This window comes from Pauljensenia sp. OF14-1SRA, assembly GCF_027694595.1.
GTDB classification, from domain to species: Bacteria; Actinomycetota; Actinomycetes; order Actinomycetales; family Actinomycetaceae; genus Pauljensenia; species Pauljensenia turicensis_B.
Window position 1 is genome coordinate 21706 of record NZ_JAQEVQ010000014.1, and the last position, 25590, is coordinate 47295.

Genomic DNA, 25590 nt, shown 5'->3' on the forward strand with positions numbered 1-25590 from the left:
CGCGAACAAGCACACAAACAACCGCGAACAAGCACACAAACACGAAAAGGCCGCCACCCCCTTTCGGGGATGGCGGCCAACTCAGGTCAAAAGACCTCAGGCGATCATCCGGTCCAAGCGATCCGCGAACGGTTCAGTCGACCGGAAGGGATCACTTGCTGATTTCGGTGACACGACCGGAACCGACCGTGCGACCGCCCTCGCGGATTGCGAAGCCCAGGCCCGGCTCCATAGCGATCGGCTGGATGAGCTCGACGGTGATCTCGGTGGTGTCGCCCGGCATGACCATGTCGGTGCCCTCGGGGAGGGTGATGACGCCGGTCACGTCCGTGGTGCGGAAGTAGAACTGCGGACGGTAGTTCGAGAAGAACGGGTTGTGACGACCGCCTTCTTCCTTCTTGAGGATGTAGACCTGTCCGGTGAAGTTGGTGTGCGGGGTGATCGAGCCGGGAACGGCAACGACCTGACCGCGCTCAACCTCATCGCGCTTGGTGCCACGGAGGAGGAGACCACAGTTCTCGCCTGCCCATGCTTCGTCCATGGACTTGTGGAACATTTCGATACCGGTAACGGTGGTCTTCTGCGGGTCGCGGATACCGAGGATTTCAACCTCAGAGTTGATCGGGAGCTTGCCACGCTCAACACGACCGGTGACAACGGTGCCACGGCCGGTGATGGTGAAGACGTCTTCGATCGGCATGAGGAACGGCTTGTCCATGTCGCGCTCGGGGGTCGGCACGAAGGTGTCAACTGCTTCCATGAGCTCTTCGACCTTCGCAACCCACTGCGGATCGCCTTCGAGAGCCTTCAGAGCGGAAACCTGGATGATCGGGGCGTCGCGATCGAAGTCCTGGGACTCGAGCAGGTCGCGGCATTCTTCCTCAACGAGCTCCAGCATTTCCTCATCGTCGACCATATCGGCCTTGTTGAGGGCAACCAGGATCGTCGGAACGCCAACCTGGCGAGCAAGCAGAACGTGCTCGCGGGTCTGAGCCATCGGGCCGTCGGTGGCGGCGACAACGAGGATTGCGCCATCCATCTGAGCTGCACCGGTGATCATGTTCTTGACGTAGTCGGCGTGGCCGGGGGCGTCAACGTGTGCGTAGTGACGCGCCTCGGTCTGGTACTCGACGTGGGAAACGTTAATCGTAATGCCGCGCTCACGCTCTTCAGGAGCGTTGTCGACGTTTTCGAACGGGGTGAACTCGTTCAGTTCCGGGTACTTGTCGTGCAGAACCTTGGTGATTGCTGCGGTAAGCGTGGTCTTGCCGTGGTCAACGTGACCGATGGTACCGATGTTGACGTGCGGCTTGCTGCGCTCGAACTTGGCCTTCGCCACTTGTGTCCTCCTGGACTCGGGTAGTTTTTCTAGCCTTTGGCTAGGTGCAACTCTAACACCCAGCCGGCCGAAACCTACATGGAAATTGTTGGTATGTGAGGCGGGTCGCTACGCTCGCGCTAATTTCTTAGCGCGAGCAAGCGAAACGCGACGGATCGGGACTCACTCGCCCCGGGACTTGCCGACGATTTCGTCAGCGACGTTACGCGGAACTTCCGCGTAGGAGTCGAACTCCATCGAGTACACTGCACGACCCTGCGTCTTGGAACGCAGGTCGCCAACGTATCCGAACATTTCAGAGAGCGGAACCTGTGCCTTGACGACGCGGATACCGTGCTGCTCATCCATGGACGAAATCTGTCCACGACGGGAGTTCAGGTCGCCGATGACGTCGCCCATGTACTCCTCAGGAGTACGGACCTCAACGGCCATGATCGGCTCAAGAAGAACCGGGCTTGCCTTCTTCGCGGCTTCCTTCAAAGCCATCGAACCGGCAACCTTGAACGCCATTTCCGAAGAGTCAACTTCGTGGTACGCGCCGTCGAGGAGCGTTGCCTTGATGTCAACCATCGGGTATCCGGCGAGAACACCGGACTGCATGGCGTCTTGGATACCAGCGTTCACCGACGGAATGTACTCGCGCGGAACGCGGCCACCAGTGACCTTGTCCTCGAACTCGTACTCTTCCTCGGAGCCTGCGGGGATAGGTTCGAGAGCGATGATGACACGCGCGAACTGGCCGGAACCACCGGTCTGCTTCTTGTGCGTGTACTCGTACTTCTCGACCTTCTTGCGGATGGTCTCGCGGTAGGCAACCATCGGAGCACCGACGTTTGCTTCAACCTTGAATTCGCGACGCATACGGTCAACGATGATGTCCAGGTGAAGCTCACCCATACCACCGATGATCGTCTGGCCAGTCTCAGCGTCGAGCTCGACCGTGAAGGTCGGGTCCTCTTCGGCGAGCTTCTGAATTGCGACGCCCATCTTTTCCTGGTCAGCCTTCGACTTCGGCTCAACCGCAACCTGGATAACAGGCTTCGGGAACGTCATCGATTCGAGAACGATCGGCTTGTCGATTGCGCAGAGCGTATCACCAGTGGTCGTGTCCTTCAGGCCGATCACCGCGTAGATGTGGCCAGCATGTGCCTGATCCACAGGGTTTTCCTTGTTGGAGTGCATCTGGAAGATCTTGCCGATGCGTTCCTTCTTGCCCTTGGTGGAGTTCAAGACCTGTGCGCCAGAGTCCACCTTGCCGGAGTACACGCGGACGAAGGTGAGCTTGCCGTAGAACGGGTGAGCAGCAATCTTGAATGCAAGAGCTGCGAACGGTTCGTTCTCGTCAGGCTTACGGGACTCGGTCTCTTCTTCGGTTTCCGAACCGGGCTTGAAGCCACGGACGGACTCAACGTCCAGCGGAGACGGGAGGAAGTCAACAACCGCGTCGAGCACGGGCTGAACACCCATGTTACGAAGAGCGGTACCGCAGTAAACGGGGAATGCGCGACCAGAGATCGTCAGCAGGCGGATACCTTCCTTGATCTGCTCGACGGTCAGCTCACCATTCTCCAGGTATGCCTCGGTCAGCTCATCAGAACCTTCCGCAGCAGCCTCGATCATGAGTTCACGGTATTCTTCCGCGCGTTCCTGCAGATCCTCGGGGATCGGGCCACGAACAACGAGGGAGCCGAGGGTCGCCTCGCCCTTGTCGTCTTTTGCCGGGTAGCGCAGGGACTCCATCGAGAGCAGGTCAACCTGACCCTCGAAGTCGTTCTCTGCACCGATCGGGAGCTGCATGACGATCGGGGTCGCGTGGAGGCGATCCTTAATCGTCGAAACGGAGAAGTAGAAGTCAGCGCCCATCTTGTCCATCTTGTTGATGAAGCAGATACGCGGAACCTCGTACTTGTCAGCCTGACGCCACACGGTCTCAGACTGCGGCTCAACACCCTCCTTGCCGTCGAAGACTGCAACAGCGCCGTCGAGCACACGCAGGGAGCGCTCAACCTCAACCGTGAAGTCAACGTGGCCGGGGGTGTCGATGATGTTGATCTGGTTGCCGTTCCAGAAAGAGGTAACAGCGGCGGACGTAATCGTAATGCCGCGTTCCTTTTCCTGTTCCATCCAGTCGGTCGTCGAGGCGCCGTCGTGGGTCTCGCCGATCTTGTAGTTAATGCCCGTGTAGAACAGGATGCGTTCCGTCACGGTTGTCTTGCCGGCATCGATGTGAGCCATGATGCCAATGTTTCGAACCTTGTTAAGGTCGGTAAGCACGTCTAGTGCCACGAGTGCGATCCTTCGCTCGAAGTGATTGTGAATTCGCGGGCAAAATTAAGGTTGACGAAGACCGAAGATCCCGGCCTCGTCACTCAAAATCACCAGCGGTAGTGAGCGAACGCGCGGTTCGACTCGGCCATCTTGTGCATGTCCTCACGACGCTTCACGGCGGCGCCGAGACCATTGGAAGCATCCAGGATCTCGTTCGCGAGGCGCTCGGTCATCGTCTTTTCGCGACGCTGACGCGAGTAGTCAACCAGCCAACGCAGGGCAAGGGTTGTGGCGCGCGCGGGGCGAACCTCAACCGGAACCTGGTAGGTCGCGCCACCAACACGGCGGGAGCGAACCTCAAGGGCGGGACGAATGTTGTCAAGAGCGCGCTTCAGGACCGAAACCGGTTCCTGCTCGGTGCGCTCACGCACGGTCTCCAGTGCACCGTAAACGATGCGCTCTGCAACGGTCTTCTTACCGTCGAGGAGGACGCGGTTAACGAGCTGGGTCACGACCTTCGAGCCGTAGACCGGATCGTCGACGAGGGGACGCTTAGGAGCTGGGCCCTTACGAGGCATTACTTCTTCTCCTTCTTCGCGCCGTAGCGGGAACGAGCCTGCTGGCGACCACGAACACCCTGGGTGTCGAGGGAGCCACGAACGATACGGTAACGGACACCCGGGAGGTCCTTCACACGACCACCGCGAACGAGCACGATCGAGTGCTCCTGCAGGTTGTGGCCTTCACCGGGAATGTACGCCGTGACCTCAATGCCGGACGAAAGGCGCACACGAGCAACCTTACGGAGGGCTGAGTTCGGCTTCTTCGGGGTGGTGGTGTACACGCGGGTGCACACACCACGTCGCTGGGGCGAGCCCTTCAGCGCCGGGGTCTTCACCTTCGAGCGCTTCGAGCTACGACCCTTGCGGACGAGCTGCTGAATGGTAGGCACTGGTTCTCCAGTTTCTTTCCGTCGGAGGCCTTTCGATTGAGCAGTCGCGAAAGGCCCTTGTCTAGTCATCCATGGCTTGACGAATCCCCTTACGGACACACGCATGTCCGTCAAGGGCCGGTGCGCCATGATAGCCACCGTTCGGCTGGCCAGAGAATGACGCCCGGAGCTCCGACGGACGGAGCCCGCTGTCAGCGAAAGCTGACGAAAGAGAACCCGTAAATACACGGGAACCTCGTCTAGTTTACGAGGCTTGGGGTTTCTTGGTCAAAGGCGCAACTCGTGAGGTGCGCCCCACTTCCCCACCGCGCTTGTTCACCGTCACCCACCCCACCCACCGTGCTTGTTCACCACCGCCCGCCTCACCCGCCGCGCTCGTTCACCGACAACAACTCCTCACGTAGGGCACCGCTCCCCCTTTCCAAACGCTGATGGACATGAACGCCTAGGAGCGCTTTGCTTCAACAAGCGCGCCAAAGTCGCAAAACTAGGCGCTTCCCTCCCCGTATTGAGTCCCGCAACGGTGAACAAGCGCGGTAGTTTTCCACAGTTTTCACACACCCCGACTTATCAACATTTCCCTCTAGGGAGCCTCGAACATTCCTTCTCCATCGCGGAAGCTAGACACCTACTTCCACCTTTCACCCCACAATCGAGGTCCCCATGCACCGTTTCCAGGCGCCTCGCATCCGCGACGTCCGCAAGGCAATGACATTCACCCGCCCGCACCGCGCTTCGCGCGACGAACTCATGTACAACGTCGAAATACGAAGAGGCGCTTTCCTGAGCGTCACCTACCTCTCGACACTTCCTCAGCATTGGCAACGTGAACAGGCCGTCCAGCTTGCTCGCATTATCGCTGTTCAGCACACTCATCCGCGATGCGTTCCAACGGGTATATCAGCAGCGTACTTGCACGGTGCCCGCGCGTTTGATTACCCCGGCGACGTCCATATGGCTTCCCTGTCGAACTCAACGCGTTCTGCAAAGGTGTTACCAGCGGTCACTCTCGGCGAAGAAGTACTAGCCAGTCGCGCCACAATCGTGTTTCACCGGATGCTTCCTATCGCCAATCACACGTGCAGGATTGATGGAGTGCGGAGTTTGACCTTACATGACGCGCTGTTGACGCTCGCAGTGCAGGAGTGCGGTGCGCTAGCTTTCTCGATGGTCTGCTCGGGGATGCGCCTGTTGATTGAAAACACACGAAGCAGAAGCATTGGATTCAAAAAACGCCTTCGAACACTCAGGCAGTCGTTGAGCGCTCAGTTCAAACAGCTCGAATCGGGCCACCGCCATCGCGCAGACGGCTCTTGGCTGTTCGCTCACGCCGATGCTGCGTGCGAGAGTCCTGGAGAAAGCCACATCCTATGGATTCTGCGTTCAAGCGGACTAGCTGGCATTGAAACGCAGTACGAAGTCACAAGTAACGGCAACCGTTTCTTCTTCGATCTCTGCTTTCCTGAGGCTCGCGTCGCAATCGAGTTTGACGGGCGTTTCAAGTATGGGGACAGTGACTTAGAGATTGACGAGGCTACGGCCAAGCAAGTTCAACGACAGACACAATTAGAGGCCGACGGTTGGCAGTTCATCCGTTTCCGTTGGGAAGATTTGCCAGACTATTCGAAGATATTGAATTCCGTGTTCATGCTACTTCTGCAGGTTGGGGTTTGTCCGACCACTATGAGACGCGCTCGCGTCCACGCCTGACACCCCGCCTGTCTCTACTGACCGAATCAATCCACCGTTTTTACTGACATTTCCGCCCTTGCGACTCGGCAACCCTGCCACTGCCTAGGCACTACGGTGTCGCCTCGCGTCTGATACCGCTTCCTCACCCCCGCGCTTGTTCACGATTTACCGTCACATTTCGCAATTTCTGTCTCCCACGCGCGTTCGACGGCGCACCAGATACAACCTGTTCGCTCTGAGCGAACACGCGCTTGTTCACCGTTCGCCAACGGTGAACAAGCGCCGGAGGGCGGGCGACAACATATACAAAGCGTGGCGCCCGAGCGAACAAATCACATCAAGCGCCACGCCTCGTATTTAGCCGGTCATTGCCTGGCTAAAGAGCAACTACTACTCACGGAACGACATACCGAAGTCGATCGCACCAAGAGCATCGAGGAAGTCCTCGGAAACTCCACCATCCTGGAAGTCCATCTGCGTGTAGTTCGAAGCAGCAAGCGCTTCCGCAGTCGGCTCAACGGTGACTCGGTTGTAACGCGACAAGCCGGTACCAGCCGGGATGAGCTTACCGAGAATAACGTTCTCCTTCAGGCCAACGAGCGAATCAGACTTGCCGTTCATCGCTGCCTCAGTGAGAACCTTCGTCGTCTCCTGGAAGGATGCCGCCGACAGCCACGAGTCGGTTGCCAGCGACGCCTTCGTGATACCCATAAGCATCTGACGACCGGAAGCAGGTTGCCCGCCCTCGGCAGCGACCTTGCGGTTCTGCGCCAGGTAAGCCATACGGTCAACAAGCTCGCCGGGCATGAAAGTCGTATCACCGGGCTCAAGGATGGTAATTCGACGCAACATCTGGCGAACGATGACCTCAATGTGCTTCGCGTGGATACCGACGCCCTGATCGCGGTAGACCTTCTGGACCTCGTCAACAAGTTGCTTCTGCGCGACGGAGCGACCCATGATGCGAACGATTTCCTTCGGATCAAGCTGACCCTCAGTCAGAGGCTTGCCTGCCTCGACATGCTCGCCTTCAGCGACAAGAAGCTCCTGACGACGCGAGACCTCAATAACGTCATCTTCCTTCGCATCATCACGAGTAATGACGATGCGACGAACCGACGGATCCTCGTCATCAATGTGAACGCGACCAGCGGCCTCGCTCATCTTTGCTTCCATCTTCGGACTACGAGCCTCAAAGAGTTCCTGAACTCGTGGCAGACCCTGGGTAATATCAGCTGCAGATGCGGCGCCACCGGTGTGGAACGTACGCATCGTGAGCTGAGTACCGGGCTCACCAATCGACTGCGCGGCGATAATGCCAACTGCTTCACCAATATCAACCTGCTTGCCGGTAGCCAACGAGCGACCGTAGCAGGCAGCACAGGTGCCGACCTGCGATTCACAGGTGAGGACGGAACGGCAGGTGATCTCTTCAACGCCTGCTTGCGCAAGGGCGATGAGCTCATCGTCACCAAGATCGGTGCCTGCGGGCATGATGACCTCGCCGGCTTCGTTCACAGCATCGCGGGCAAGGTTACGCGCATATGCGGTGGTCTCAACCGTTTCGAGAGCCTCCCAAACGCCGTCGACCTTCTTCGCGATCTTGATCTTGACGCCCTGGCGGGTGCCACAATCCTCTTCACGAACGATGACGTCCTGCGAGACGTCAACCAGACGACGAGTCAGGTAGCCAGACTCTGCGGTACGAAGTGCCGTATCAGCAAGACCCTTACGAGCACCGTGCGTTGCGATGAAGTACTCGAGAACGGTCAAGCCTTCGCGGTAGTTCGCCTTGATCGGACGCTCAATGAGCTTCTGCTTCGGGTCGGACACCAGACCACGCATACCTGCGATCTGCTGGACCTGTGACCAGTTACCACGCGCGCCCGAGTTGACCATGCGGTACACGGTGTTGCGATCGTCGAAGTTACCGCGCATGTCGTCTGCAACCTTCTGGGTGCATTCGAGCCAAAGGTCAACGAGGTCCTTGTAGCGGTTTTCTTCGAGGATGAAGCCTGCGTCGAAGTCTTCCTGAATCTTGGCTGCGCGAGCCTCGTATTCAGCAAGAATTTCTTCCTTGCGCGGCGACGCCTGGATGTCGGAGAACGCGATCGTGATACCCGACCACGTCGACCAGTGGAAGCCGGCCGACTTCAGGGCATCGAGGCATTCTGCAACCAGAACGTTCGGGTAACGCTGGGTCAGGGTGTTGACGATCTGACCGAGCTGCTTCTTGCCGACGACCTCGTTCACGAACGGGTAGTCAACCGGTAGCTGCTCGTTGAAGATCGCGCGACCGAGGCTGGTTTCGAGCAGAACATCGTCGCCCGGTTCCCAACCTTCAGGTGCTTCCCAATCGGCCGGCGGAACGATGCCGTCGAAGCGAATGAGAGCCTTCGCGTTGAGGTCAAGCAGACCCATGTCGAACGCCATAATCGCTTCAGCGGCACTGGAGAACGACGGAACGATGGGGTTGCCGGCAGAATCCTTGGCAACTTCGATCGTCGAATCCGGTTCCGAAGTCAGGTGGAACAGGCCAATGATCATGTCCTGTGACGGCATCGCAACGGGGCGCCCGTCGGACGGCTTCAGAATGTTGTTCGTCGACAGCATGAGGATACGCGCTTCAGCCTGAGCCTCGGCACCCAGTGGCAGGTGGACTGCCATCTGGTCACCGTCGAAGTCAGCGTTGAACGCGCCACAGGCGAGCGGGTGCAGCTGAATGGCCTTACCTTCAATGAGCTGAGGCTCGAACGCCTGGATACCCAGACGGTGAAGGGTAGGTGCGCGGTTCAGTAGCACGGGGTGCTCGCGGATAACGTCGTCGAGGACGTCCCACACCTCGGGGCGCTGACGCTCGACCTTGCGCTTCGCTGCCTTGACGTTCTGCGCGTAGTTCTTCTCAACGAGGCGCTTCATGACGAAGGGCTTGAAGAGCTCGAGTGCCATCTGCTTGGGCAGACCACACTGGTGGAGCTTCAGCTGCGGGCCGACGACGATGACCGAACGGCCAGAGTAGTCGACGCGCTTACCGAGCAGGTTCTGACGGAAGCGACCCTGCTTGCCCTTGAGCATGTCAGAGATCGACTTCAGCGGGCGGTTGCCCGGGCCTGCAACGGGGCGACCACGGCGGCCGTTGTCGAAGAGCGCGTCTACAGATTCCTGCAGCATGCGCTTTTCGTTCGCGACGATGACGTCCGGCGCACCCAGTTCAAGCAGTCGCTTGAGTCGGGTGTTGCGGTTGATCACTCGACGGTACAGGTCGTTGAGGTCGGAGGTCGCGAAGCGGCCACCGTCCAGCTGAACCATCGGGCGCAGGTCCGGCGGAATAACCGGAATCTTGGTCAGGACCATCGATGCCGGCGAGTTGCCGGTCGCGATGAAGGCGTTGATGACCTTCAGGCGCTTGATGGCACGTGCTTTACGAGGCCCGGAGTCGGACGCAATGGTCTGACGGAGGGATTCGACTTCGGCTTCAAGATCGAAGGTTTCCAGGCGCTTCTGGATGGCAGCTGCGCCCATGTCGCCCTTGAAGTAGGTGCCGTAGCGGGCGACCATCGCGCGGTAGAGGCGCTCGTCACCGATCAGGGCACCGACCTTCAGGTTCGTGAAATTATCCCACACGACCTCAAGACCGTCGATGTCACCGTCGAAGCGCTTACGAAGGCGCGCCATGTCCTTCTCGGCGCTCTTGCGGAGCTTTTCGCGTTCCGCGGCGGAGGCGCCATCAGCTTCGAGAGCAGCGAGGTCAGCTTCGAGCTTCTCGGCTGCCTGGTTGATGGCGTCGTCACGGCGGTCTTCCATCTGCTTCTTCTGAACTTCGAGTTCAGCGCGCAGATCCATGAGGTCCTCGTCGCGGCCCTTTTCGTCGATTTCGGTGACCATGTATGCGGCGAAGTAAATGACCTTTTCGAGGTCCTTCGGAGCGAGGTTCAGCACGTAACCGAGGCGCGAGGGCACGCCCTTGAAGTACCAGATGTGGGTGACCGGTGCGGCGAGGTCGATGTGGCCCATGCGCTCGCGGCGAACCTTAGAGCGCGTGACCTCGACGCCACACTTTTCACACACGATGCCCTTGTAACGGACACGCTTGTATTTGCCACACGCACATTCCCAGTCGCGTGTGGGGCCGAAGATCTGTTCACCGAACAGGCCGTCGCGCTCAGGCTTGAGCGTGCGGTAGTTGATGGTCTCCGGCTTCTTGACTTCACCGTGTGACCACGAAGCGATGTCATCGCTTGTGGCCAGGGTGATCTTCAGGCTGTCGAACGTTTTGGCGTCCAGCAAAGTCATCTCTCCCTATCAGATCGCGTCGATGGTCGCCGCAGCGTTCGGACGGGCATCAAGTGTGATGCCGAGGTCTTCGCGCGCGTTGAAGTCTTCTTCCTGGTCACGCAGGTCAATGGCGTTGCCGGCTGCGTCGAGAGCTTCGACGTTCAGGCACAGCGAGCGCATTTCCTGGATGAGAACTCGGAAGGACTCGGGGATTCCGGGCTCAGGAATGTCTTCGCCCTTGACGATCGCTTCGTAGACCTTCACACGACCGGTCGTGTCATCCGACTTGATTGTGAGGAGTTCCTGGAGCGCGTAGGCTGCACCGTAAGCTTCGAGCGCCCACACTTCCATCTCACCGAAACGCTGGCCACCGAACTGGGCTTTACCGCCCAGTGGCTGCTGCGTGATCATCGAGTACGGGCCGGTTGAACGGGCGTGAATCTTGTCGTCAACCAGGTGGTGGAGCTTGAGCATGTAGGTGTAGCCCACTGCGATCGGATACGGGAACGGTTCACCGGAACGACCGTCGAACAGGCGGGCCTTGCCCTGCTCGTTCGTCAGACGGTTGCCGTCGCGGTTCGGGTTCACGTTACGCAGCAGGCCTGCAAGTTCGTCGGCTTCAAGACCGTCGAACACGGGGGTTGCCACGAGAGTCTCAGGTTCGGTGGTGATGCCGTCAGCCGGGAGGTGACGGGTCCACGCTTCGCCGGCCTCGACAGCCTTGGAAGCATCCCAGCCCTGGTGAGCGAGCCAGCCGAGGTGGTATTCGAGCACCTGGCCGACGTTCATACGACCGGGGACACCAAGCGGGTTGAGGATGATGTCAACCGGGGTTCCGTCTTCGAGGAACGGCATGTCCTCGACCGGCAGAATCTTGGAGACAACGCCCTTGTTACCGTGGCGGCCTGCCATCTTGTCACCAATGGTGATCTTGCGACGTTGGGCGACGTAGACGCGAACGGTCTGTCGAACGCCAGGGTTGAGTTCGTCTTCTTCGTCGTTGAATTCGCGGACGCCGATGACGATGCCTTCCTGGCCGTGAGGAACACGCAGGGAGGTATCGCGAACCTCGCGGGCTTTCTCACCGAAGATTGCGCGCAGAAGGCGTTCTTCGGAGGTGAGCTCAGTTTCACCCTTCGGGGTGACCTTGCCAACGAGAACGTCGCCAGCGGTAACCTCGGCACCAATGCGGATAATGCCACGTTCGTCTAGGTCAGCGAGTGACTCTTCGGAGACGTTCGGGATATCGCGGGTGATTTCTTCTTCGCCGAGCTTGGTTTCGCGGGCGTCGACCTCGTATTCCTCGATATGGATCGAGGTGAGGACGTCCTCTTCAACGACGCGACGCGACAGGATGATCGCGTCTTCGTAGTTGAGGCCTTCCCACGACATGTAGGCGACGAGCAGGTTCTTGCCGAGTGCGACTTCACCATTGTCGGTTGCCGGACCATCAGCCAAGACGGAGCCGGCCTCAACGCGGTCGCCTTCGTCGACGATGACACGCTGGTTGGTGCAGTTGCCCGGATTCGAACGTTCGAACTTTTCAAGACGGTAGGTGTCGCGACCGCCTTCGTCCGTGGAAACGATGATCATGTCTGCCGAAACTTCGGAAACAACACCAGCGTGGGTGGCGATGATCATTTCACCGGAGTCCTGTGCTGCACGACGTTCCATACCGGTACCGACCAGCGGCGCTTCGGTGGTCAGCAACGGCACTGCCTGACGCTGCATGTTCGCGCCCATGAGTGCGCGGTTTGCGTCGTCGTGCTCGAGGAACGGAATGAACGCTGCTGCAACAGACACCATCTGACGTGCGGACACGTCCATGTAGTCAACTCGGTCGCGCAGGATCAGTGTCGGGTCTTCGCCGGCGACACGGCAGAGGACATGGTCTTCTGCGAAAGTGCCGTCGTCGTTCAGACGGGACGAGGCCTGTGCAATGTAGTGACCGATTTCATCATCTGCGGTCAGGTATTCGACCTCGTCGGTGACCTTTCCGTTGCGAACAACGCGGTACGGGGTCTCAACGAAACCGAAGGGGTTAATGCGACCGAAGGTTGCGAGCGAGCCGATCAGACCAATGTTCGGGCCTTCAGGGGATTCGATCGGGCACATACGGCCGTAGTGCGACGGGTGGACGTCACGAACTTCCATGCCTGCGCGTTCACGGGACAGACCGCCGGGGCCAAGAGCCGACAAACGACGCTTGTGGGTCAGGCCCGCAAGCGGGTTGTTTTGATCCATGAACTGCGACAGCTGGGAGGTGCCGAAGAATTCCTTGATCGCTGCAACAACCGGGCGGATGTTGATCAGCGACTGAGGAGTAATCGAGTCGGCTTCCTGGGTCGTCATGCGTTCGCGGACGGTGCGTTCCATGCGGGACAGACCTGCGCGAACCTGCGCCTGAATGAGCTCGCCAACCGCGCGAATGCGACGGTTACCAAAGTGATCGATGTCGTCCGCTTCAACACGGAGTTCGACAACCTCGCCACCGTTACGGGTGCCGAGGAAGGTCTTCTCACCCTTGTGCAGAGCGAGCATGTACTTCACGGTTGCAACGACGTCATCAATGGAGAGAGTCGATGCCTTCGGATCTGCGTCGGTGCCGAGCTTCTTGTTGATCTTGTAGCGACCGACCTTTGCCAGGTCGTAGCGCTTCGAGTCGAAGTAGAAGTTGTTCAGCAGGGTGCGTGCCGATTCGACGTTTGCGGGCTCGCCGGGGCGGAGCTTGCGGTAGATGTCGACGAGGGCTTCTTCCTGGGTCTTGACGGTGTCTTTCTCGAGGGTCTCGAGGAGCACCGGGTATTCGGCAAACTCTTCACGAATCTCAGATTCGGTCATGCCGATTGCCTTGAGGAAGTGGGTGACAGGTTGCTTGCGCTTGCGGTCAATACGAACGCCAACAGAATCGCGCTTGTCGATTTCAAATTCGAGCCATGCGCCGCGACTAGGAATGACCTTTGCGCTGAACGTTTCACGGTCGGTGGAACGCTCGGAAACGCGCTCGAAGTAGACGCCCGGGGAACGGACGAGCTGCGAGACGACGACACGCTCAGTGCCATTGATGATGAAGGTGCCACGCGGGGTCATGAGCGGGAAATCGCCCATGAACACGGTCTGACGCTTGATCTCAAGGGTCTCGTTGTTCATGAACTCCGCGGTCACATACATCGGTGCAGAGTATGTGTAGTCCTTGGTCTTTGCTTCTTCGATCGAGTACTTCGGTCGTTCGAGCTGGCATTCCCTGAACGTAAGGGACATGGTCTTGCCCAAGTCCTCAATCGGCGAAACTTCTTCGAAGATTTCTTCAAGACCGGAGACGTCGGGGACGTCGTTACGGCCTTCCGCCTTAGCGGCTTCGACGCGAGCCTTCCACGCGTCGTTGCCCAGCAGCCAATCGAAGCTCTCGACCTGCAAACCCAGAAGGTTCGGGGCTTGAAGCGGTTCGGCGAGCTTAGCGAATGAGATGCGGTTCCTGGGCTGGTTGGCAGTGCTACTGGCAGCCAAAGGGGATCCTTCCCTGCATTTTCGGTGCGCACACACGCCTTCGCCCATTATCTGACTCCGTCCATCCCGCTCAGCGCCTGATACAGCGGGGTGGATACGGATCACCTCGGGCACAATAAGGCGCAAGTATCAATGATAGGGATTCGTGGCTCCTCACCTCAATATCTTTTGGCGTTTGTGCCGAGTTTCACGCAACTACCACGTTGGCGCGCCGATCGTGCGCTCGTCGCGGCGCTCACCGAGATGTACCTCATGGGCGTGTCCACGCGGAAAGTCGAGAAGGTGGCGGCCGAGCTGGGCGTGCACACTCGCCAGGAGCTGCTTGACCTTATCGAGCAGAAGAAAGGTCTCCGATAGAGCGGCGAGGATACCTGCGTCCCTAGTGTCGAGAGCGCGACAGCTGAGAATTCAAGCAGTTTCATGAGCGTTATCCATGAGGCTCTTCGGCGCCACGCCTTTAAATCAACCATGCAGTCGCGCACCAGTAAGCAAAAGCGGCGGCGGTCCCGTGTGGGAGCCGCCGCCGCTCAGATACGGTGAGAGCCAGTCGAAAGAAATCCTGCGCCCGCTCCAGCGCTCAATCGGCAGTTTCTTTGACGCCTACGATTGTCGGCCTATTCCCGGCGACGCCGAGCCAGCTTGCTGAAGACTGCAATGCCAGAGCCTACGAGCAATGCGAACGCAGCTGCCTTAAACAGATAGGGGATATTGCTGCCAGTAGCAGCCAGCTTGCCAGTAGGAGGCAACTTGGAGGCCGTCATCGTCTTGGCGGGCGCGGCAGAATCGCTTGCCGGCGCCTCTTTCCACTGGGCGTACAGCGTGGTGTCGGCGTCGAAGGTCACTTCTTGACCTGCGGCATACGACGTGCCGTTCCCGTCGGCCTGCGTGTTCCAACCGGTAAACTCTGCTTTGCCCTTGTTCAGCTCGCCATGGCCCGCAACAGTAACCGGAGCGCCCTTCATGAACGATGCCTCGTCGGGGGTTGCGCCTTCCCCACCGTTGGCATCGTAGGAAAGCTTATAGGGCACCTTTGCCGTGAGGGAGGCACTGCCCAACACCATGCGGTTGCCTTCTGCAGGAAACTCTGGATACCCGGGGAACTCATTACCACTACGGGTCGTGAGGTAGCTCTTTATGGGTTCATCGCCCGTCTTGGGAAGCTCAAAGCCAATCTCGTAGGTGACCGTGTAGGTCCCAGGGTTTGCGGTGATTTGGCTCGGGTCGACCGGATTCCCGTTCTCATCGACGGCAGTTATCTTGGTCCCGTGGGTGACAAAGGCACTCGATAGCTTGCCATAAGCCTTCGAGTTGTCCTTCCACAACTCGATCGGCATTACGTCGAATCCGGGCGCCTTCTCACCCCAGAGGTTTGTGCCGCGTCCCAACAGGTACGTGTCCCAGTCAACAACCTGGTCACGCTTGAGCTCGAGCACCTTGGGCTCAGCCAGTTTCCCCTGTATAGTGCCAGCCTCGTCAAGATCGGCCTCAGTGGTGAGAATTGGGCGAACGACTATTCGACGTGTAACGTATGTGGCACTTGCAGAATCTGCATCATTGCCATACACCTTTTTGACGCCTTTATACTCGATCATCATGTCAAACTCCCGGTCCCCGCTCGGAGAGGCATCCACGGTGAACTGGTACATGCCGTTCTTATCGGTGGTTGCTTGATAGACGGGGGCGACAGCGCCAGACTCTCTGTCCTCTTTTGACGTGGGATGGGGATACAGGCTAACCGCAGCCCCAGACAGGGCAGTATCGGTGCCATCAGGCCAGGTTGCGCTCACCGAACCGTAGATCGGTGCCTTGCCATTCGCCCCCGGCAGGAACCCTCCGGGAGTATATGCGGAGATTGTCGTTGGAACGGGGTCCGCTTCAGCCGGCTCGGCCACAGCCATGTCCGCTCCCCCTACCACGAGGCACAATGTGGTTACAAGAGCCAAAAGACCGCACCAAATGTCGGAACGCCTAACTGTTTCCATAAAACCGCCTCCAAAAGGATAGTGCTTGCCGCACATTTTAACTATATCCGTTCCTCATCAGTTCCTACTGGGTTTGCCCAATCTGCGAAGCACCAGGCCGCCACGCCTCTGCATTCTTCAAATAAGCCAGGTTTTCCGGACGAAAAAACGAGTCTGGCTAGGAGAGTTCGGCAAGTGAATCGGGAGCCTCAGCGCCCTCGGCGGATTCCTCTTCCTTCTCTTTCTTGCGCCTGGCAGCCGTGTAGCGGGCCACCTGGGTTGCGATCAGCAGCGAAATCACGATCGCAATCAAGAACAGGGTCATCCACCACGACCACTGGGGGCCGTCGACCGCGGGGCTTTGCGGGGTCGGGATAATTCGCTCGCCGGTCACCAACAGCCGATGGGAGTTGATGCCGTAGGGCGTGCAGGTGAGCAGGGTGGCCAGATCCTTGTCCTTTTCGCGGCCGAGCAGGGACGGGTCATTGGGTTTCACGACGTCGATTCTGGTGACGCGATAACCGAATGATTGGTCTTGAACCTCGAAGAAGAACTCGTCGCCGATCTCCAGATCGGTCAGCCGGTCGAACATGGTGGAAGTCGGCAGGCCGGTGTGAGCTGTGATGACCGTGTGTCGGTCGACACCGCCGACCGGCAGGTCGGAGCCGAACATGTGGCCGGCACCGGCATTCAAGGTGTCATGGTCGGTGCCGTGCCGTATCGGCAGCTTGACCTGGATCTTGGGGATCTTGACGACGCCGATGATGCCGCTCGGCTGGTCGAGCACATTCAGGTATTCCTGGTATTCGGGCGAGTCGGGGGCCACGTTGCCCAGGTACGGGTCGAGCACCGGGAAGCCCGTGTGGGTGTCATTGTATTCCCTGGCACGCTTGATGTAGGAGTCTTTCAATTCCTGCGACTGCTTGTTCACGTGGTTCTCGTAGGCGCGGCTGACCAGTTTGGCCTGGTGGTTGTTCCAGACCGTGGAGGTGATCGGGTATGCCAGGCACAACACTCCGAGCAGAATGAAAATCAGCGGCAGGAAACGTTTACGGGCCTCTTTTTTTCGCTGAACCACCTCGTCGTCTGCTTCGTTGTGGTCTTCTTCGCTTTGAGAGGGTTCGGCCGATTCGGTAGCTCCCCTTGCTGCGTGGTATTCGGATTCGGGCTGACCTTCGGCCATCTCGTCCCACCAAGAAGCACGCTCCGGGCCTTCGTGGTCCTCGAAACTGTTGGTATCTCGAGAATCAGTCATTTTTCCTACCGATCTATCTAAACCATCTGTTAACGGGTGCGCGAAACTGAGCAGACGCAAGGTTTATGCACCCAATAGTGCGAAAACCCGCGTTAAACAGCTTGTGGGGCCGACCCGGCTCGGGCCAGCCCCACAAGTTTATTTAGCTGTAGCTAGTCATCAACAGACAAGCTTAGGCATTCTCGCGACGACGCGAACGCATGTGCATCGTGGTGCCACCAGCCACCAGGCCAGCGCCTAGCAGAGCGAAGATGCCAACACCGATGGCGCCGGTCTTCGGCAGGTTGAACCAGTTGCCGGAATCGGCCTTCTTCACGTTCTCGATGTTCATCGAGAACGCATCGTAGGTCCAGGTGTTTGCCTCAACGGCTACACATTCGTCCCTGGTTGTCTTGGTGGTATCGGAGCAGGTGCCTTTGGCAGAGCGCGCAACGGTAATCTCAACCGCCTTGCCAGGCAGCACGTAGTCGTTGCTGGGAGCAGCAGTCTCGACAGCCCAGAACTTTGCGCCAACCTTGAACTTCTTGGTGGAATCAGTTTTACCATTACCGTTCGTGGTTAGTTCACCGATCTTAGACGCGCCAGCGCACTCAGTAGCATCGCCCGGCTTAGCGGCGCACTTGTTCGCATCGGCTTCGTCAGCAAAGAACATGAACTTAGCGTTAGCCAGCTTGGTGGTATTGTCCTTAGCGTCAACCTTCACGATTTCGAACTTGCCGAACTCGGTGCCCTCATCGCCGTTACCACCAGGAACGATCGGCGGGTTATCGCCGGTGTTGTTTCCAGGGATGAAGCCTGATTTGTTGTTGATGCTGTCAGGAAGATTATCTGCAAGTTTGAACTCGATCGCGACCGATACCTTCTTAGTCCCGGTGGAATCGAAGATCTTCTTAAGACCGACTTCAGTGAACTTCACGATTACACGCTTGCGACCCTTTTCAAGATTCGCAGCACTATCTAGAGCTTCCACAGTGTAATCAGTGCCTTTAATTAGAGCATCATTGACATTATCTACTGTAACTGCCGTTACTGCAGCCTCGGTAATGCTTGCGTAAGCTGCGATTTCGGCATCATCAAAGATGGCGTAGCCCTTGTAATTAGCAGCAGTCAGCGGCGTCGTGTTCGAGGTTGTTTCAAAGTTAGCGGTAATCGTGTACTTGATGGTGTCACCAGGGCCGACGAAGCTGTCCTGCTTAGCGTCCTTGGTAACGCTGTCCTTCTGATCTTTGTTCTTCGGGAAAACGTTGACATTGTAGTTGTAGGTAGCGGCTGCAGAGTTCTTACCAGTGATCTGCGGGATAGTTATAAAGAACGGGTCCGCAGAGGAGTAGCCGGCAGGTGTGGTGGTTTCAACCACGCGGTAAAGGCCGATAGCCAGACCATCGAATTTCAGAACCTTATTGGTATCCGAGGTCTTCTGCTCTGGACTTGCGGAGCCCAGGTCGTAAAGATCCGTGTTGCTCGAGTTTTTGTTCAGACCCTCAACAACCTTGGAGATTTTGTTCCAGTCTTCGATATTCTTCAGATCAACGGGCTCTTTAGCGCCGTTGACCAAGACCTTAGTAACAGGAGTGACGGTGAAGCCTGCGCCAGCAACGTAGCTATCATCTGGCACTTCTTCAGGTGTCATTGTGTACTGGTCTTTACCAGCAGGCGCGGTGCCGTCCTTCATCTTGTAAATGCTGATGGAGCCCTTCTGGTTCGCGTTTGCCGCGTCCCAAGGGGCGCCCGTAGCTGCGTTGGCCGTGGCCGCCGCACCCATGCCGCCGACTAGCGTCAGCGCGAAAGCTGCTGCTAACAGCTTGCGGAATGACTTTTTCTTAGCCATTTTCTTTCCTTTCAATGTCATTTTGACATCGGTTGATGTCCTTGCTGCCCGAAGTTTCGGGCCAGGCATCTTCCGATGCCCCTACTATGTCCAGGATTCGAATTGCTGGTTATCTCGTCCCAACTTGTGCGTGTCGGATCTCTCCAGCAGGCACAAGATGAGTTATTTGGCTTTCCAGCGATCGGCCAGTTTCAGCTGTCCTACCGGCGGACCCCATTTAAGCCCTGGACTCTCCACGTCTAGTCCGATACAGGTAGCCACCCCCTGCCAAAGCAACTATCAACAGCGCCGCGTAACCCGCGACGTAGTTGAGGCTAAACACGCCCGTCTTGGGCAGTACAGCCTCGACAACATGAACCGTGATCGGCTTACGCACCCAGTTGACACCCTCAATGGGCGTGCCGTCGCCACTCACCGTGCCGTCGTCATTCAGTGTGAAGCCCTCGCCCACTGCGTAGACGTAACACTTGTACGTGCCAACCTGGGCGTCGTTTGCGTTGCCGTCAATCTTCGCGACAGTACGCGCCTTGTAGCCGTCCAGACCGATCTGGTCGGCGTTAGGCGTTTCGACGCCGAACTTGGTGTCGCTGATCCCCACCGAAGGCTGGCCGTTTTGATCGGAAGGTAGGCCGTCAACGGAGCCGTCAGAGGCCTGGGACGGGGCGCAAAGCGTCTGAACGTTGATCTTCGAGGGATTCCCGTGAGAGAAAGCCTCAACGTTCATCGGCCTGAACATCGGCGAACCCTTAACGATCGTCTCCTCGTCGGGCATAACGTTCAGCTCCAACGCCTGCTTGATGTTAAGCAGGAACGTGCGCTCGCCAAGCCAGTTCTCGTCGACATGAGTGGTCTTGTTCAGCGACTTGTTCGGGCTGAACTGCGTGGTGTTGCGATCTGTGTTGCCGGTGGCGTCGGTGAAGTTCACGTGGCACATGTATGTCCCCGCCGACTTACCCTCCGTGCCGACAGTCAGTTGCCACGGGTCGTTAACCACGTCGGTTGCTGGCTCGAACACGCCGCTGTCGTTGAGCCTGCCCTGCTGGCCGGTCAAGGTCAGCGTCTGGCCACCAACGTCCTCAGTGTATTCGATGCCTTGGTGGAAAACCTTCCTGGGTTTATTGGCAGTTCCGCCGTCACCCACAACGGGCGCGCAGAATGTGGCGCTAGTCAGGTCAGTGTCCGTCGCGCTATGGCCAGTTATCGCAACCGGGTAGCTACCCTTGCCGTCGTTGTCTTTGACATAGACGTTGTTGATAACTGTGTCGGCAGCAACCTGGCCGTTCTCGCCAAGGTAAACCTCTTGATCGTTTATCCCGTCGATATTCGGAGGCGTGGCGTCCTCAACCGTCACCGTTATCGGTAGCTTGGCGACCTTCACCACGGTGCCGTCCTGGTAGGTCCAGCGAGCAACCATCTTGTATTCGCCGACGTTATTCAGCTGACCCTTGAACACGACATCGGTTAGGTTGCCGCGGGCGTCGCGCACTTCCTCTAGCGAGAGCACCGGATATTTATTCAGCTCGGCCGCATCAGCCGGTGGCGTCTCGTATTCCAGCGTGAACCCGCTACCCTTCTTCATGTTGGCCGTGACGCCATTCATGCCAAACAGGGAGTACGACTTGTGCCCGTCTTTCGAGTTGATCGGCTTGCCAACGTAGTTGGTCTCGGTCTCCAACAAGGTGCCTGCTTCACCGGTTATTGTCTGCGCGGTAAGAACGGTCTCGTTGTTGGCGACCGTCATGTTGTACCTGGCGGTGACAGTTGCGGTCTTGCCGTCATTGTTGCGGACGGTCAACTCGACGTCAACCCAGGTTTGTTGTTCTTTAGTCGGCGTGCCGATGAAGTAGTAGCCGTACTTCTTACACGGCTCGCCTTCGCCACCTGGGATCTCGCATCTAGTGCCGAAACTGACGCCTTCGGGTAGCTGAGCAGGGTTCACCACTCTCATGGAGTCGAGCTTCTGGTCGGTGCCATCGGAGTTCTTGCCCAGGGTGTATTCAAGCGGGCCCCACGTCACCGGGTTGTTTACCGTGCCGTAGAAATCGGCAGGTTTAAGCGTCGGCTTTGCAGCGGGCTCGGCCAGTACCTCAATGTTCATGATGAACGAGATCTCTTCGTGCTCGCCGTGGTCGGACGAGTTGGTGCTGGTCGCCGTCACCTTGTACTGGTAGACGCCCAGCGTGGCATCACCCGCGACCGTGCCGTCCAGCTTGATAATGCGCTTATTGCACGTCGCCGGATCGCCAGTGGCAAGCAAAGCATCGCCCTCATCGGTGAGACACTTGCCGTTGTTAGCTTCACCGAGGTTCACGCCTTTAGGACGGTTGTCGCCCATCGGCTCGAACTTCTTGATCTGGTATGCCGCCTCGCCAGCCTTAGGCCCAGCCAAGAACTTCAGGTCGAAGTTATCTCCGCGATGCACACGATAGGTGTCACCCTGCTTCCAGACGGTGGTGCCCGAAGCAGGCTGCTCCCCATCCATAGCCGGTGAGAAAGCGCCTTCGCCGGTCCAGGCTGTAATGACGGGATCTTTCAGGTCGACGTCAGGAAGAACCTCGATGCGCCAAGGCTCGGGAAGCGTTATGCGACTATTGGGAGTGCCAAAGGCGAATTGCGGCTCGTCAATGACGTCGACCTGCAGGTCGTGGATGCCGAGCGGAGCGCCGTAGCGCAGGCGACCCGTGGGCTTATTAGCCGCGCTATGCGGATTGAAGTTGGCGGGTTTGCCGTTCCATTCGTCAGGTAGCGATTCCTCAAGATTCTTGTCGTAATTCTGGGCCTCGAAGCCTGCTCTACCACGAGTGTTTCGGTACTTATCCATGAAACTGCCCTTGGAATAGATCGGCACGCCGTCCTCGGCGTCTGTGGAGATCACACAGCCGACGCGTTCGCTGGGCAGGTTATTGTTATCGCCGTTGTACATAACCGTGACGATGTCGAGGCCAAGCTCACGCCAGAGCTTTTCCTGCTCGTATTTCGGAATGAACTTTAACTTCTGGTTGTTGTAGCCATTAGAAATGGTGCCAGCATAGTTGGTTCCGTTGTGGTAACGGAATATGTACTTGCAGAAGCTGCCTTTTGCATTCCAGTCGACAAGACTATCCGTCTTAAATACCTTATTTTGGGCGTCCCACGTCCAATCGGAGGTGTCCCACTGCTTCGAGGCCCAGTCGCCACCTTCGGTCTTGTCAGTGGATTTCGTGTTGAAGTCCTTGGTGTTGTACTGTCCGACAATCCAACGCCCGTCAAAGCCGACCGGCTCGCCCCAGTGGAACTGGTGCGGACGCGGGTTCGACCAGTTCTCGTTGTAGAACCTGCGGGCGTTGTAGGGAACCAACACAGCCTGTTTGGTCTGGGCCTTGGGTAAAGCACGCTCAGAGTTAACGCCCTTGTGGATCACCTCGTTGCCGTTTGAATCCAGCACGGGGTTGCCGTTCTTGTCCAGCACCTTCGTTTCGGACATCCACTCGCGACTGAGGTAGTCGCCGGCCTTCTGGGTCTGGTAGTCGAAGGTGAGCACCTGAACACCGACGTTCAGCTCGGACTTGTTTGGAGGAGTAACACAACCATCAGGTGTATTGAGTTTGCCGGTGATCTGGTCTACAGGAATACTGCCGTCATCATTCCTTTGCATCTTGGGGCTGCACAGGACGATGTCTTTGTTCGGCATCTTCTCGCCACCGGGACGAACCAGGAAGTAGCCGGGATCCTTGTTTGTACCGACCTCGTTTTCCCAACGTTTCTTATCACCTTGTAAGCCTCCCCAGACAGTCTTATTACTCCACCAGGTGCGGGAGTCGTCTGACCCGCCACCTGGCTGGTTTCCCCAGACAAGTGTCGGCCAACGCTCGCCCGTGTTTCCGGAGACAGCATCGTAGTATTTGCCGTTGCCACGCACGCGCCAAACTATGTCATTAAAACCATCGACTGGCTTGCCGGTGACTTTGTTGTAGAACTGCCATGCACCGTAGTCAATGTTCGAGCTACCACCGGCAGCCGATGAAAAGTCTCCCTTGGTTTGGACGCTGTTCTTCAACTTGCCGTCACTGTTCCACACGATCAACTGGCCGGAACTCTGGCTACCGCCCTTAGTACGATCACTTAATACGCTGCCGGGCTGGTAGTCTTTGCCGTCGCGCACCTCCACGCGAATCGGGCCGTTACGGTAAGCCTCTTTAGTGCCCGCAACAGCATTTTCCGTAGCAAGGGCACCACTGTTAAGGCTGCGGCGATACGGGGTCAGATAGACCGGCGTACCATACGGGGCCCCGTAGAGCTGCTGGCAAGAACCCTCGCCGGTGCCCTCCGTGCAGGGGATGTGGCAAAACGAGCTGTTATTCTTGTCTTGATCTCGATTCGCTTCACCATTAGTGTTCAGTTCGCCGACGGTCGGGTTCTCCACGCAGTTTGTTTCGAAGTCGGCTTCGGTAAGCGATTTTCCGGCATCTGCCGTTTCGGCATCGGTGCCTTTTTTGTTGTATCCGTTCTTATAGAAACCACCGTATTTAATGCGATTGAACTGAGTGTAGGTGTCGGGATCCGGTATTATCTCCGTCGCGTAATCGGCATTTTGCTTTGGCGTGTAGCCCAGGTGAATCTCGGTATAGGGCAGGACAATCTCCGGCTGATCCCACTCCCAGCCGTCACCCAGCGCCGACCCGCCGGTGGTTTCACACTGTTTCTGGGAAAGCACCCTCATCGAGTCGGTGTCTAGCTTCGTGTCACCCCGCGCCAGCGTCAACGCGCCGCGCCCGGTGTTCGCCTCGTTAGCGCGGATACCGTCCAGCTCTGCCTCAGTGAAAGTCACCTGCTGTGAGCAAATGCCGTCACCATCGCAAGACGCCGTGATCTGCTTGGAGATCTCGGTGCCGTCGCCGTTGGGCTTAAACGTGAGCGTGTAACTGGTGCCCTTGTGCAGGCCCTTTAGAGTCACGGAAACATCGCCGGCGGTCTTGCCGTCTTCGCCACACGGCTTGCTGACCGCATCGATGAACGGCTCAAGAACCGTGAACGGACGCTGATCGACGACCTCATCGCGCGGGATGGTCATGCCCTTGAGCGGGTAGTTAGTGCCTACGTCTATCGGCTTAGTAACATCAAAATCCTGCTTAGCTTTAGTGTGCACCAACCGCATCAGATAATTGCCCGCAGCAAGGTCGACCGGCACATTCCACTCGCCCATTGACTTGTGGGCGAACTGGTCTTCAATGACTTCAACTACGCCGTTGGCATTCTTCTTGGTGTCGGGGCGAATCTGCGAATCGACCTCGCGGCAGGTTGGCTTGCCTTCAGTCAGCTTCAGTTTGCCGTCGGCATCTGCATCGCACAGCTCGACGCGGTGCGTGCCCTCATCGGCGTCACGCGACTCGCCCAAATCGAGATAGCTGGTGTACACCTTCTGGCCAGGCAGTGCGGTGTAGCTGGCTTCGCCCTCCTGAGACTTGCCGTAAGCGTCGTCGCGGGCCTGCCGCGCTTTATCGTTCTCGGCGGCCTCGTCAGAACCCTTAGTTATATTGCCCGTGTAGGTGAAAACCTTGGAATCGGTGACCCGCAGTGGCGCGATATTGATGACGTCGTACTCAGTCTGGCCCTTTGAATTGCCCAAAGCATCCTTCTGCGGCTCGCGCTTGGAGACCAGCGCCATCTGGTAATCGCCGGTCGGGAATCCCTCCGGCACTTGCATCTTCATCAGGCCATTATTTTTGGTAGCCACATCCTCGGAGGTGACCCAACCCTCTTCGTTGGCGAAATACCAAGACCCTCGCTCTGAAGCAATGGAATCCCAGGAGGAACCACGCGGCACGGCGACCAAACGGTAGCTGAAGCCAGGCATCGGCACCCTGATATTCGCCCAGATAGTCTTAGCGTCTTTGCTCTCCTGCTCATCAATGGTGCTCTCGTTTGCCAGCACCGACTCGGTGGAGTGCCGCGAATAATCCACCTCGGGCAGGGTTGGGATCAGACCCAGATCGAGACCAGTTCCAGCCAACTGGTAGTTATTCTGACCCACAGCCTGCGCAACCTCCCAAACCAGGAGGTCGGGCAGACAGTAGCCTGTGCGGAACTCACAGGCGCCATCGACTGAAGAAACACCAGTGCCAAACGGGGCGCCTGCGTTACCATAAGCTGGGCGGATCGTGCCATACCAGCCATTGGCACCAACCGCGGCGAAACCTTCGGGCAAACCACTGCCCGAAGAACTTGCCTTCAGGATGCGGCTCTTATTTTCAGGCTTCAGCAGCTCGTTATAAAGCCCTTCCGACTTGGCTTTTTCGGTGCCAGCATCCTCAGCCTGCGGGCGACGATCCTTGTTAATCAATGCCTTGATATCGGCCTCTGCCTCTTCATAGTTCGCTGGCGGCTCGATGGTCACCATGAACTTGGCAGGCGAAGCACCCGCCGAAATCGGGCGGTTATGAACTTCGGATACATCGTCCCAGCCGATGCAGAACGCGCCGTCCATATCGGGGTTAAAGGACAAAAAGAGTTGGTCTGAGCCCGACCTTTCGGCTT

At 57.9% G+C, this 25590-nt stretch carries 12 protein-coding genes; 2 read left to right on the forward strand and 10 right to left on the reverse strand.

Features of this window, described 5'->3' with window-relative positions:
- Nucleotides 1–151: 151 nt before the first annotated feature.
- The 4 genes from tuf to rpsL form a co-directional block, all read right to left on the reverse strand.
- Complete coding sequence (gene tuf, locus PG731_RS07745; RefSeq protein ID WP_101627646.1) at nucleotides 152–1339, reverse strand: elongation factor Tu; 1188 nt, start codon at nucleotides 1337–1339, stop codon at nucleotides 152–154.
- Nucleotides 1340–1501: 162 nt separating this feature from the next.
- The gene (fusA, locus tag PG731_RS07750) at nucleotides 1502–3625 is read right to left on the reverse strand and encodes an elongation factor G (protein ID WP_006681503.1); all 2124 of its coding nucleotides are present in this window, start codon (nucleotides 3623–3625) and stop codon (nucleotides 1502–1504) included.
- Nucleotides 3626–3714: 89 nt separating this feature from the next.
- Nucleotides 3715–4185 (reverse strand): 30S ribosomal protein S7, encoded by a 471-nt coding sequence (rpsG, locus tag PG731_RS07755; protein ID WP_006681504.1) that lies wholly within the window; start codon nucleotides 4183–4185, stop codon nucleotides 3715–3717.
- On the reverse strand, nucleotides 4185–4559 hold the full coding sequence (rpsL, locus tag PG731_RS07760; RefSeq protein ID WP_006681505.1) for a 30S ribosomal protein S12: 375 nt from the start codon (nucleotides 4557–4559) through the stop codon (nucleotides 4185–4187). The genes rpsG and rpsL overlap by 1 nt, the downstream gene beginning before the upstream one ends.
- A gap of 663 nt (nucleotides 4560–5222) precedes the next feature.
- Between rpsL and PG731_RS07765 the strand changes: the two genes are divergently transcribed.
- The gene (locus PG731_RS07765; protein WP_270773188.1) at nucleotides 5223–6269 is read left to right on the forward strand and encodes an endonuclease domain-containing protein; all 1047 of its coding nucleotides are present in this window, start codon (nucleotides 5223–5225) and stop codon (nucleotides 6267–6269) included.
- Nucleotides 6270–6641: 372 nt separating this feature from the next.
- Here PG731_RS07765 and PG731_RS07770 read toward each other — a convergent pair whose 3' ends face one another.
- Nucleotides 6642–10538: a DNA-directed RNA polymerase subunit beta' gene (locus PG731_RS07770; protein WP_103633255.1), complete on the reverse strand. Its 3897-nt coding sequence runs from the start codon at nucleotides 10536–10538 to the stop codon at nucleotides 6642–6644.
- A 15-nt stretch (nucleotides 10539–10553) separates the two neighbouring features.
- On the reverse strand, nucleotides 10554–14033 hold the full coding sequence (gene rpoB / locus PG731_RS07775; protein WP_006681508.1) for a DNA-directed RNA polymerase subunit beta: 3480 nt from the start codon (nucleotides 14031–14033) through the stop codon (nucleotides 10554–10556).
- A 132-nt stretch (nucleotides 14034–14165) separates the two neighbouring features.
- On the opposite strand from rpoB, the gene PG731_RS09245 reads away from it, so the two are divergent.
- Nucleotides 14166–14390: a transposase gene (locus tag PG731_RS09245; RefSeq protein ID WP_438271498.1), complete on the forward strand. Its 225-nt coding sequence runs from the start codon at nucleotides 14166–14168 to the stop codon at nucleotides 14388–14390.
- Nucleotides 14391–14647: 257 nt separating this feature from the next.
- Here PG731_RS09245 and PG731_RS07785 read toward each other — a convergent pair whose 3' ends face one another.
- The 4 genes from PG731_RS07785 to PG731_RS07800 all read right to left on the reverse strand — a co-directional run bounded on the left by PG731_RS07785 (nucleotide 14648) and on the right by PG731_RS07800 (nucleotide 25558).
- Entirely contained in the window at nucleotides 14648–15931 is a 1284-nt protein-coding gene (locus tag PG731_RS07785; RefSeq protein ID WP_165778184.1) for an InlB B-repeat-containing protein, read from the reverse strand.
- 241 nt (nucleotides 15932–16172) lie between these two features.
- On the reverse strand, nucleotides 16173–17249 hold the full coding sequence (locus PG731_RS07790; RefSeq protein WP_101627652.1) for a class C sortase: 1077 nt from the start codon (nucleotides 17247–17249) through the stop codon (nucleotides 16173–16175).
- A gap of 172 nt (nucleotides 17250–17421) precedes the next feature.
- A complete protein-coding gene (locus PG731_RS07795) occupies nucleotides 17422–19077 on the reverse strand; it encodes a SpaH/EbpB family LPXTG-anchored major pilin (RefSeq protein WP_270773191.1) in 1656 nt (551 codons plus the stop codon).
- A gap of 217 nt (nucleotides 19078–19294) precedes the next feature.
- The gene (locus PG731_RS07800; RefSeq protein WP_270773192.1) at nucleotides 19295–25558 is read right to left on the reverse strand and encodes a hypothetical protein; all 6264 of its coding nucleotides are present in this window, start codon (nucleotides 25556–25558) and stop codon (nucleotides 19295–19297) included.
- Nucleotides 25559–25590: the final 32 nt, after the last annotated feature.